The sequence below is a fragment of the Longibacter salinarum genome (assembly GCF_002554795.1).
Lineage (GTDB): Bacteria > Bacteroidota > Rhodothermia > Rhodothermales > Salinibacteraceae > Longibacter > Longibacter salinarum.
The window spans coordinates 1-11288 of the sequence record NZ_PDEQ01000016.1 but is presented as its reverse complement, the minus strand read 5'-3'; the positions used below and the strand labels follow the sequence as shown (position 1 = coordinate 11288).

Here is an 11288-nt window from a genome sequence, read left to right as displayed (position 1 = left end):
TCCGGGTCTTACGCAGTGGAGGAAGCTGTTGGCAAATGGCTCGCTCGATGCTATCTTGAAGGCGTCGGCTGTTGCTCATCGGTCCACACGGAGAAGTGAGTGGGTGTCCACCCTCAACCTTCGTGTGCGTCGCCGGTGATGCAACAGCCGTTTTGTATCAAATCTGAAACTGTCCGGTAGCTAGGGTTCAGGGTTCAGGGTTCAAGGCAAACCACCGTCGCACGGCCGTGCGACGGTGGTTCATTCTCAAACATCCACACGTTCACGCCTCGACACGTTCACACCTTCACACCTTCAATCGTCTCCACCTTTTCCGGCCAGGCTGTGGATCGCGTCACCCGTGAGGCGCATCGTCGTCCAGTCGTCGAGCGGTTCGGCGCCGATTTGGCGGTAGAAGTCGATGGCGGGCGTATTCCAGTTGAGAACGGCCCAGTCCATCCGCTCGCACCCGCGCGCCGCAGCGATCGTCGCGACACGGCGTAGCAGACGAAAGCCGACGCCCTGTCCCCGAAATTCGGGGCGCACGAACAGATCCTCGAGGTAGATGCCGAAGCGCGTGAGGAAGGTCGAGTAGTTGGCGAAGAACAGCGCGAAGCCGACGGGCTCCCCCTCCTCTCCGACGGTTTCGGCAATGAGCGCTTCGCATCGCGGTTGCGCGTCTTCGTGGAGTTGAGCGCGCAGCCGATCGGCATCTGGCTCCGCCTCGTCCAGTAGTTTTTCGTATTCAGCCAGCTCACGAATCAGAGTGACCAGAACATCGGCGTCGTCCGGCGTGGCTTTTCGGATGCGAACGTCTAATTCCGACATCAGGATGGGGAGGAGTTTGCGATGCGCACTGAGGCGACTCGACTCTCGGTACAGACAAGCGGGTAAGCTCTGGGGGATGAGCGCCCGACCAGCTATCGATATCGGTCAAAAGGATCGTCTTCATCGTCGAAATCGGAATCGTCCGGGGGGCCAAAGTTGCCAAGCACGGAGCCCATGATGTCGTTGTACGACTGCGAACCGTCGTCGAACTCCTTGCCGATCAACGAATTCTGGTGCAATGCCTCCAGAACGAACTCCATCATTGAGGCCGTCTCCGATGGGCTTCCCGGGCTCGTGTGCGTGTCGACGAGGGACTTGAGTCCCTCAACCTGGTCAAGACGCTGGGCGTAATCTGTAAACGAAAGATCCTGTTCGAGATCGATGGCATTTCCTTTCGAGAACCAGCTCAGAACTTCTCGATACGCCGGGCGGCCCGATTCTTTGTCGGACGGATCGGGAAAGTACTGGGTAAAAATCGTCCGGACGGAGCGGCCAATCAGCGTCAACGCCACGTTCTGGGCACCCTCTTGCTCACCCTCATAAACGAGTTCGACCTTCCCGGTAATCGCTGGCTCGATGTGCATCAGATCACCGATGCGGACAGTCGTCTCCGTCTCCTGGTTGATCAGCGCCCGACGTTCCGCCGCAGAGATTAGGTCTTCCAGCGCGGCCCGCGTTACGCGAACGGAGACGCCGGATTTCTGGTCGATGTACTCACTCTCACGCGCTTCGAACGCGACCTGCTCGATAATCTCACGGAAGTAGTGTGGCACACGGACGTCCACGGCCAGCCCGTCGCTCTCGGTCGCTCGATCTTGCCAGGCTTCTTTCTCCGTAATCTCGATCCCGACGTCGATCGTACGCGGGTAGTGCGTGATGATCTGGCTGTCGATCCGGTCTTTTAGCGGCGTGATCAGGTTGCCGCGACTCGTGTAATCCTCCGGGTTCGCAGAGAACACCATCATCACATCCATCGGGAAGCGAACGTTGAACCCACGGATCTGGATGTCCTGCTCCTCCATGATATTGAGCAGACCGACCTGAATACGAGGCTGCAGGTCAGGCAGCTCGTTGATCGCAAAGAGCCCCCGATTCGTACGCGGGATAATCCCGAAGTGAATCACCTCTTCGTCTGCATACGTGAGACGCCGATTGGCCGCTTTGATCGGATCAATGTCACCAATCAGATCCGCTATGGTCGTGTCCGGCGTCGCCAACTTCTCGCCGTACCGGTCCGACCGCGGCATCCAGGCAATCGGGGCGTCGTCACCGTGCTCGTCGACAAGGTCTCGCCCCTGCTTCGTTATGGGCGCGAAGGGGTTCTCATTCAGGGGCGTGCCTTCGAGAACGGGAATGTAGTCGTCCAGAAGGCTCGGAAGCATACGAATAATCCGGCTCTTGGCCTGCCCTCGCAACCCGAGAAGAATAATGTCATGCTTCCCGAGAATCGCGTTCTGAATTTGCGGAATCACGGTACGATCGTATCCAATGATTCCGGGGAAGATGTCCTCCCCTGACTGGAGCTTCGCCATCAGGTTTGCACGCATCTCGGACTTCACGGACCGGACCGTGTAACCCGACGCCTTCAATTCACCAATCGTCGAAATATCGGGCGGGGGAGCATCTGGAGACAGGCGTGCCATAACGCAAGGAGTTCGTACGACCGGAGACGGAAAGAGTGGGCAGCGGGCCGACGCAGAGATTCCGTGTTCGGTACCCGACGCTAGCGCTCGGTGTCACGCGACGTATAATTCGCTGTTCCCCTGTGAGCCGCAACGGTGCCGCAACGCTTGGTTGTCATTGATCTAGCCAAACGGTGGAGTGTCCCGCCACGAAACGAGAGGGTTTCGTTCGTGCCGCCGACGCTTCACCCATTCGTTTCCTTTAAACGGACCTGTTTTCCTCCCACCTCATACGTCGGACCGGATGAGGCACTTCACTTGCCTCTCGCCACCGAGAAGGGACCGATACAGGGATCTCTCTCCTCCCAGGCCACCCCACCGGGCGCCCTTCCCATGACGTGGCACAGCGCTCCCCACAGGATGCGCTTCAAACATCTTTTTCCCTGACCACAACATTCATAATGACACTCTTCCACCGCGTTGCTTGCATCGCCACCGCTTTGCTCTTGATCGGAGCCACATTCGGCCCCGGTGACAGTCTTGCTCAACGAACGGGAGGATCTGTCGGCCTCGGAGGACAGGTGGGTTCGCCGGCCGGTGTGACCCTTAAACTTCATAATGATAACGCCCCGTCGTACGACTTTCTGGCGGCCTGGGACCTCGACGACTTCTTTTTCTTCAACGCACACGCCCAGTTTAGCCGACCGATCAACGCCGAAAATGTCGATGGCCTGGAGCTATTCTACGGTCCAGGTGCCTATATCGGGTTCCTCGACAATGGAATTGATGATAACAACCCAAACATCGATGCGGATGACGAAGATGCGGTGCTCGGAATCAGTGGCCGAATCGGGTTAAACCTGCTGGTTGACCCGCGCTTCGAACTCTACGCCCAGCTCACGCCACGCTTCAACCTCGTGCCCGAAACCGATGCGGATCTCGGTGGAGGCATTGGCTTCCGCTACTACTTCTAGTTGAAGCCGTAAAACGTTACAGCCCGGATCGCCAATAATCAGGCGGTCCGGGCTTTCGTGTTTGGATGTACGTCTTCTGTGGGTCGAGTGGCCCCTAATACGTTTTCGGAATGACAATGTCGAGGTGACCTAGCGATGCCGACTCAGCTGCCTTGATCTGGGCAGAAAAACGTACCCACGTTATACGGTCACAACCTGTTCGGCGGATGAGTCGTGAAAACGTAAGAGCGGCCGTTCATGTCTATTCGCAGACCTGAGCCGGTCCTTCCGCGATAACGACCTAGACGCGGTGCGCGAGTTCAACCCATCCGTGTATTGCAGGCGGCGCGAGGACCGACCGTGGGGAGGTCCGGATCTTTGAATCTCCGAAGGCTGTCCACCAAACAGGTTCTCAAACGTTCTCGTGCTGAGGCTTGTCCCGACGACTGTCGGGAGCTGGCGGATCCGCTAAACGGAGACCGTCTGAGACACCGATATTTTGAAGTTGAAACGACATGAGAACACCCGATACCGCCTACCGCGCGAGCGTCGTCGTGTCCGTTGTGGCGCGCAGGGAGTCTTCACGAATCCAGCGGTAGAGGCGAAGCTGCGGCGATGGCAGCGTAAGTGCCACAGCGATGTCCACGGTGTCCCCCGAAGTGCGAACGTCGAGGTCCCGGGGATAAAAGCTAGTTCCCGGGTCCACGCCCGCCCCCGACAGCACACGCTGGAGCTGCCCCTCCCGATCGAAAATGTCGACACGCATATTCGTCGGCCGCAGATTCAGGACATAGAGCCGGTCGCCCGCCGGAGCTGCCGAAGCCGTGAGCACTGGAGCGTTGTCGACATCGCCCCGGAGGAAGCGGTAGCTGCGCTCAAGCATCGGCGAATCGAACCCGGTGAGAGCCAGGGTATCCGGCCGGGCGTCGAGTCCGGGTAGCGGCAGAAGGTCTACGACCGGACGATAGCCGGTCAGGCTGACGAGACGGTCATCCCAGACGCGCAGAAACCCGGCATGCCTCCAGAACGGCCCTGGAAGCTCCATCGCCGGCGACATCTGGCCGGACGGTGCCACGCGACCGAGCGTACTTGCAATGTCGGCGCCGACTACCTTTGCGTACAGCGCGGTGTCGGTGGCGACGGCGTACGCGAGGGACTGATCCGACGGACGCTGGAGGGGCGTCGATGCGTCGTCGATGCGCTGACCGTTCAGAATGAGGTCAAACCGGTCGGCTCCCGCGTTGAAAATGACGAGCGTATCGCCACGGACACCCGCCAGGTACGGCACGTCGAGACCCTCCGGCGTCAGCGTCGCGACATGCTCGCCCTCCCGTGTGTACCGATAGACTACGTTCCGCTCTGCGTCGCTCACGACAAGATCACCCTCCGGCAGAAAGCGCACCGTTCGCGGAAAGGCCATCGGCTCGTCGTCCGTCCCTCCTGCCGACCAGGCCAACGCGAGTGAATCAACGGGCGCCTCTTGAGCAAGGGCACGAGACGTTGAGTCGGCGGGCATGAGCGCCGGATCCTGCTCCCGGCGGCATCCGGACGGCGTGCAACCGACGACGAATGCAGCGACAATGAGCAAGACGATGAGGGGACGCATTGGGTGGGGTGTGAGGTATGAGGTGTGGGGTGTGGGGTGTGAGGTATGAGGTGTGGGGTGTGGGGGATGAGGGTGATGCGTTATTCCTGGCGGCCGAGGCGCAACGGAAGCGTCAGGGTTTGGCCGTCGCGCAGCACGCGCATCTGGATTTCGTCGCCGGGACGGTAGTCATACACGCGAGCGACGTAGTCATCCTGCGTGTCGATCCTCTCTCCGTTGATGCCGATGATAATGTCGTACGCCTGAAGACCTGCATCGTCCGCCGGCGAGCTCGGATCGATGTCGCGAACCAGCACGCCTCGCGCCCGGTCCAGCTCCAGGATGTTGGCGATGCGCTGCGTGACGGTCGTCAGGTACAGACCCGTGTAGTACGACCGATCGACGCGACCGTTTTCCCGAAGCTCTTCAATAATTCGGAACGCTTTCCGGGCCGGAACGGCAAAGCCGATGCCGATGGAACCACCGGACTCGCTGTAAATCGCTGTGTTCACGCCAATAACCTCTCCTGTCGCGCTCACGAGCGGTCCGCCCGAGTTGCCCCGATTGATCGCCGCATCCGTCTGGATCATGTCGCGATACAGACGTCCGCGACGGCCGGACTGCAAGTTGCGGTCCTTCGCGCTCACGACACCAACCGTAACGGATGGCTCCGCCGACTCGAACAGCCCAAACGGATTCCCGAGCGCAATCACCCATTCACCAACGATCGGGGTCGACGTCGTGTCGAAGGCGAGGTACGGAAGCGCCTCCTCCGGTTCGACCTTCAGAAGCGCGAGATCGGTTGCGGCATCGCTTCCGACCAGTTCTGCTGGTAGGGTCTGTCCATCCGGCAGGAAAACATCGATTTTCGTGGCATTCCCCGCCACGTGGTCATTTGTGACGACGTAGCCATCCGGCGAGATGATGAACCCGCTGCCTACGCTCTCCACCTGTTGCTCTCGGACACGCGGCCGGCGGAGGAAGTTGCGGAAGAATGGATCGTCGTAGAAGCTCGCCATCGGATCGCGCACACGACGAACTTCGATCACGTTCACGTTCACAACGGCAGGCGAGACCGCTGCCACCGCACGCGTGATGGCATTCTGCCGCGACGAGGCGATCTCCTGGTTGATCGCCGCCGTGTCGGACACCGCCGGACGCTGCGGCGGCGATACTTCTTGCGATTGCACCTCTGAGTTGCATCCCGCTAACAGGAGGACCATCACAAGTCCCCACAACAACCGAACACCTTGCATATTCCCTTTGGGTATCGAACCGAACGAACTCATCTTCCGCCAGAACGCCGACCCACTTTCAATCCGACTGACGGAATCGTGGGGTTTAGTCAACCGAGCGTCGAGGGTTCCGCACGAGTGCACCGGTTGCATGATGCCGTCATCACCGCACGGCTCGGCCAGCGATGTGCGGGGACACGACGGGAAGCCCCGTTCGAAACGTCTCATATTCGACGGACGAGAATCCGGCTTCTTCGATCATCTTCCCCGTATCGCGATCCGGACAGCAGCCATCGCCCAGTGGTCGCCAGACCGGACGGATGCCGGACTGAACCACCCGAAGCCAGTCGCCCGGAGGAGCCGCGACGTGTTCGATGAAGAGGAAGGAGCCACCAGGCTTGAGGATGCGTCGAATCTCGGCGATAGCAGCTGGAACGTCAGGAACGGAGCAAAGCACCAGGGTGCTGATGACGAAATCGGCGCTCGCGTCCGCGAGACCGGATTCTTGAATCGATCGCTCAAGAATCTCCGCATCGATATCGCGGTCTCCGAGCTTTTTACGCAGAAAGTCGTGCATGTGGAGATTCGGTTCGAGACCCAGCCACCGAATTCCATCCGGAAGATATGGAATATTGACACCCGTCCCCGGTCCAATTTCGACCACCGTCCCCGACAGATCGGCAAACATCTCCTGCTTCCTGTCGGCGTAGACGCGATGCTGCGCGTCGTCGCCTAGAGCCAGCCCGTGAGCAAAGATTTTCTGGTAGAGCGACACGGCGGTTGAGGCATAAATTTAGGGAGTAGGCTCAGAACTACGGGTCGTCCGATTCCCACGCACCGTCGCACGGCCGTGCGACGGTGGGCGTTCGATAGAAATGCAGGGGACGGTGCCCTCCCCTTTCACACATTCCCCTTCCATACGTTCACACCTCAACTATCCCTGACCGCCAACCTGAGCGAAACCGATCGACCGGCCCGGATCGGTTTGACCGGCATTGGCAGATGCCGAGCACGTCCAGATCGGCGGCTGGAATCGATCTGCGTGATTTTCAGCGAGATAGGTCTTGAACGATTCCAGTTCATGTCGCTGCAGATCGAGTACCTTCGCAATCCGGCGAATACTCAAGTACTGCACGCCCTCTTCCTGGACGGTGGCCGAATAGTCGATCAGATCTGCCTCCAACTCCTCCAGTGGTAGCGACTTCATCGTGCGCGACTCGACCGTGGTTTCCAGGCGGTCGCGCGACCGTCGCTCATACTCCAACTCCGACGTCCGCCCAAAGTCCTGGAGCACGGTCTCGCATTGCTCGATCGAGCAGATCCCCTCGAACGCCGCCGCGATCTCATTCCGCTGGTACACATCGTCGTGCGCAAAACTTCGGACCGTGCAGCTCTCGTCCGACAGCTCGACCCGCAGACCGGAGCTCCGAATTTCGGCTGTGCCCCGGTGCCCGAGCGCGGCGGCCGTCGTGAGTCCCGACACTTCGGAGGGCAACCAACGGAATGCTGAAGCAAATCGAGAAGCGGTGTCCGGCGTGATCGTGCCGGTCGTAAGATCGTCGTTGCCCTCAATCAGGTCGGCGTGCACATCCGCGACATCCTGCTCCGACAGCTCGCCGTCGAGGCCGAGCCCAGTGACGATGACGCGCACGTCCGCATCCAGGTCATGCGTGCCGGCAAGAGCAAGACCATCGGCGAGCGGGCTCCGCAGCATCTCCTCGTGACCGCGTGCGAGAATATCCCCGCCTACGTCAACGACTAGCACCCGGTCGAAACCGAGACGTTGCTGCAGCTCCGAGATCTGCGTCCGAACGCGCTCCGGGCCACGGGTCACATCCATCAGGTAGTACGACACACCAAACGACTCGGCGAGTCGCGGGACGAAGGTCGTCCGATCCCCACGGAGGCGACTTGAGGCCGTGATGCGGTGGTTATGCTCACCGACCGCCTGGATCGCTTCGAAGTCTTCCGGCGCGCGGGGTCCCGGCTCGGGGTCAAACAACGTGCGCTCCCAGACGAGCGTCGCGAAGGCCGTTCGCTTTGGATCGAGGCCAAACGCGTCTGCGACCATGAGAGCCGCCAGCGCGTCACCGCCGCCTCCCCCTGCAAAAATAAGCGTATCTTTGACGTGCTCCACGACACCAAATAGACCATTGAAGAAAGTGTGGAGCCACCAAATTGACAGGTAGTGTCGGGGTTGCACCCATGAGGGACCGAGGTGCGACAGAGTCGATACGTTCCCGTCAATAGACACCGCTGTCCGTCGAAGATTACGTCTCCGGCACATGTCATTGCGGGCGGTGCCGTTCAGCAGTCAACCGTTGACCGCCCCACCGATCATCCCGCGCCACGGTAGCGAATCGCCAGCCCTGCGCCCCCCAACAGAGGCACATCAGTCCGAAAAAGCCGACAGCGGCGAGCGAAGTGAACGGCTATGCTCGTCCCTTCGGCGAGGGTACGTCTTCCGTGGTCGCCGTTTTTCCCTTCGCCTCATCGTCGATCTGGTACGACGGCAGATGCAACGTCCACCGCAGTGCGGCCAGGCGCGTTGCCGTTACCGCTATAATCGTCAGCGTTGCGGCGCTCCACGGTGCGATGCCCATGTACTGAAGGCCGAGATACAAAGCTCCGCCACCGAGTGCCGCCGTGGCGTAAATTTCTCGCCGGAGGATAAGCGGCGTTTCATCACACAACACGTCCCGGATCATCCCACCGACCGTCGCAGTGATCCCCGCCATCAACACGACAATGACGGATCCGGCGCCGTGATCGGCCGCGACCCGGGCTCCGACAACGGCAAAGACGGCGAGCCCGAAGGCATCGGCATACAGAAGTGCATTTTCAGGGGGGCGAATATATCTCGTGTACGCAAACGTAAGAAGTGCTGCGCCGGCAATTCCGATGAGATACGCCCCGTCATCGATCCAGAAGACAGGGTGACGGTCGAGAAGCAAATCACGCGTCGTTCCGCCCCCGATGGCCGTGACTGCCGCGATGACCAGGACACCGAACAGGTCCATGCGTCGACGGCCTGCCGCGAGGGCACCCGATATCGCGAACACCACCGTTCCAAACAGATCCAACGCGTACAGCACCTCGCCCGGAGATGTGCGTGACAGATCGACAAGATGGGCGTAAAAGAATTCGCTCACGAGTCGGAAACGTGGTGTGGTAGAAGCCAGCAGTGTGCGATGAAGACCGGCGTCGGGACGCTTTGTGCCGAGCACGCCCACTTTTTCGCGTGAAGAATCCGAGTTGGCTCCGAAGACATCGATTTCCACATGCGTCACTGGAGAACGGGAGCGAGTAACAGAAAGATCATGGAGGACAACCCGTTCAAGGAGATCGTTACGAAGCAACTCATCAGTGCATGCGTTCAGGCACTCTGTAGTGATGGATAATGACTGATCGGGCACCGTGTCGGGATGATGCGCACTCAGCGTGCCAACGTGTCCGAGTTCTTCTATTCGAAAAAACGAGCCTCCACTGGACGATGAAAACTCTTTCGTTTGCGAACGATGACGAAATGCCGATCCTTGGCCTGGGGACGTGGAAGTCGGCTCCTGGCGAGGTCTACGAAGCGGTGAAGATCGCTCTTGAAGCCGGTTACCGTCACATCGACTGCGCACCGATTTACGGGAACGAGCCGGAGGTCGGTCGGGCTCTTGCCGACTCCGTGAAGAACGACATTGTTGATCCCGAGGATGTCTGGATCACGTCGAAGCTCTGGAACGATTCGCATCGACCGGAGGACGTGCGCCCGGCTCTGGAAGAAACACTGAATGACCTTCAGATTGACTCGGTCGACCTGTACCTGATGCACTGGCCGGTCGCGCTGAAACCCGGAACGGACATCCCGGAGGGCCCAGACGATTTCTTGAGCACGGACGATGTGCCGCTCGAAGAGACATGGGCAGCGATGGAGGATCTCGTTGATGCCGGCCTCGCCAAACACATCGGCGTCTCGAACTTCAAGGTCGCGAAACTGGAGTCGCTGATGAAATCCGCCGACCACGCGCCGGAGATGAATCAGGTCGAGCTACATCCGTACCTGCAGCAAACGGAGATGCTCGAGTTCGCGCGCGAGAACGATATTCACCTGACGGCCTACTCGCCTCTCGGATCGAAAGATCGGCCCAAAGGAATGAAGGCCGATGATGAGCCGATCCTGCTGGAGGATCCGGTCATCGGGGGCATCGCGGACGACCACGGTGCGACACCCGCACAGGTCCTGATCAGCTGGGCGATTCACCGCGGCACGGCCGTCATTCCGAAATCCGTCAACGAAGGAAGGATCAAGGAGAACTTTGCCAGCAAAGATCTGCAACTCACGGACGAGGACATGGAGCGCATTGCCGAACTGAACCGCGAACGCCGCTACGTGGACGGCTCGTTCTTCGCCATGAACGGAAGCCCGTACACCATGGAAGACCTGTGGGGCTAGGCGAAGGCGAAATTTGAAGGTCGAAGTGCGAAGTTAGTCTGCCTCATCGTCTGGGTTAATTCAGGCGGTGGGGCGGTTTAGGTGTGGAAGTGTGGAAGTGTGAACGTGTTAAAGTATGCGGGTGTGAAAGCGGAAAAAGCGTACAGGAACGATTTGCGGGCCAGGAAACGGGGCGTTCACCGTGATCGCAGCCATAGGACTCTTCACCAACCCTGAACCTTGAGCTCTAGGTACCGGACAGTTTGATTCCACCACGGAATGGTTCCGTGCGACTTCGAGAAACGGACCGCGTCAGCCTCACACGTCTCGGAAACGAGGCGTTATCGTCGAGAAATGACGCACTCTCACACTCCCATACCCACATACTCCCGCACACTTCGGAGCAGCCGCGCCGAGGAATGCTGAAATGACACACGCTCTAATGAGCGTGTCCCGTAGGTAGCTTTGAACCTTGAACCCTAGCTACCGGACAGTTTCAGATTTGATACAAAACGGCTGTTGCATCACCGGCGACACACACGAAGGTTGAGGGTGGACACCCACTCACTTCTCCGTGTGGACCGATGAGCAACAGCCGACGCCTTCAAGATAGCATCGAGCGAGCCATTTGCCAACAGCTTCCTCCACTGCGTAAGACCCGGA

The 11288-nt window shown here is 59.6% G+C and carries 9 protein-coding genes; 2 read left to right on the top strand and 7 right to left on the bottom strand.

The window, feature by feature from the left end; genetic code table 11:
• Positions 1 to 294: 294 nt before the first annotated feature.
• The gene (locus tag CRI94_RS17400) at positions 295 to 807 is read right to left on the bottom strand and encodes a GNAT family N-acetyltransferase (RefSeq protein ID WP_098079395.1); all 513 of its coding nucleotides are present in this window, start codon (positions 805 to 807) and stop codon (positions 295 to 297) included.
• Positions 808 to 899: 92 nt separating this feature from the next.
• Positions 900 to 2450, bottom strand: a complete 1551-nt coding sequence (locus CRI94_RS17395; protein ID WP_098079392.1) for a magnesium chelatase ATPase subunit I — start codon at positions 2448 to 2450, stop codon at positions 900 to 902.
• 440 nt (positions 2451 to 2890) lie between these two features.
• On the opposite strand from CRI94_RS17395, the gene CRI94_RS17390 reads away from it, so the two are divergent.
• A complete protein-coding gene (locus CRI94_RS17390) occupies positions 2891 to 3403 on the top strand; it encodes a hypothetical protein (protein ID WP_098079387.1) in 513 nt (170 codons plus the stop codon).
• 514 nt (positions 3404 to 3917) lie between these two features.
• Here CRI94_RS17390 and CRI94_RS17385 read toward each other — a convergent pair.
• The 5 genes from CRI94_RS17385 to CRI94_RS17365 form a co-directional block, all read right to left on the bottom strand.
• Complete coding sequence (locus CRI94_RS17385; protein WP_098079382.1) at positions 3918 to 4988, bottom strand: NHL repeat-containing protein; 1071 nt, start codon at positions 4986 to 4988, stop codon at positions 3918 to 3920.
• An 80-nt stretch (positions 4989 to 5068) separates the two neighbouring features.
• The gene (locus CRI94_RS17380) at positions 5069 to 6190 is read right to left on the bottom strand and encodes a S1C family serine protease (protein ID WP_245846245.1); all 1122 of its coding nucleotides are present in this window, start codon (positions 6188 to 6190) and stop codon (positions 5069 to 5071) included.
• 175 nt (positions 6191 to 6365) lie between these two features.
• Positions 6366 to 6977 carry a class I SAM-dependent methyltransferase gene (locus CRI94_RS17375; RefSeq protein WP_098079375.1) on the bottom strand — a complete coding sequence of 204 codons (612 nt, stop codon included), beginning with the start codon at positions 6975 to 6977 and terminating at the stop codon, positions 6366 to 6368.
• 159 nt (positions 6978 to 7136) lie between these two features.
• Entirely contained in the window at positions 7137 to 8339 is a 1203-nt protein-coding gene (locus CRI94_RS17370) for a DUF1152 domain-containing protein (RefSeq protein ID WP_179862389.1), read from the bottom strand.
• A gap of 295 nt (positions 8340 to 8634) precedes the next feature.
• Entirely contained in the window at positions 8635 to 9354 is a 720-nt protein-coding gene (locus tag CRI94_RS17365) for a trimeric intracellular cation channel family protein (RefSeq protein ID WP_245846244.1), read from the bottom strand.
• A 341-nt stretch (positions 9355 to 9695) separates the two neighbouring features.
• Here CRI94_RS17365 and CRI94_RS17360 point away from each other — a divergent pair, with 341 nt between their 5' ends.
• On the top strand, positions 9696 to 10646 hold the full coding sequence (locus CRI94_RS17360; RefSeq protein ID WP_098079366.1) for an aldo/keto reductase: 951 nt from the start codon (positions 9696 to 9698) through the stop codon (positions 10644 to 10646).
• Positions 10647 to 11288: the final 642 nt, after the last annotated feature.

Bases quoted from the DNA above. Each gene is read 5' to 3' on its own strand.
- CRI94_RS17360 (WP_098079366.1), top strand. From the start codon at position 9,696: ATGAAAACTCTTTCGTTTGCGAACGATGACGAAATGCCGATCCTTGGC.
- CRI94_RS17385 (WP_098079382.1), bottom strand. From the start codon at position 4,988: ATGCGTCCCCTCATCGTCTTGCTCATTGTCGCTGCATTCGTCGTCGGT.
- CRI94_RS17390 (WP_098079387.1), top strand. From the start codon at position 2,891: ATGACACTCTTCCACCGCGTTGCTTGCATCGCCACCGCTTTGCTCTTG.
- CRI94_RS17400 (WP_098079395.1), bottom strand. From the start codon at position 807: ATGTCGGAATTAGACGTTCGCATCCGAAAAGCCACGCCGGACGACGCC.
- CRI94_RS17395 (WP_098079392.1), bottom strand. From the start codon at position 2,450: ATGGCACGCCTGTCTCCAGATGCTCCCCCGCCCGATATTTCGACGATT.
- CRI94_RS17380 (WP_245846245.1), bottom strand. From the start codon at position 6,190: ATGGTCCTCCTGTTAGCGGGATGCAACTCAGAGGTGCAATCGCAAGAA.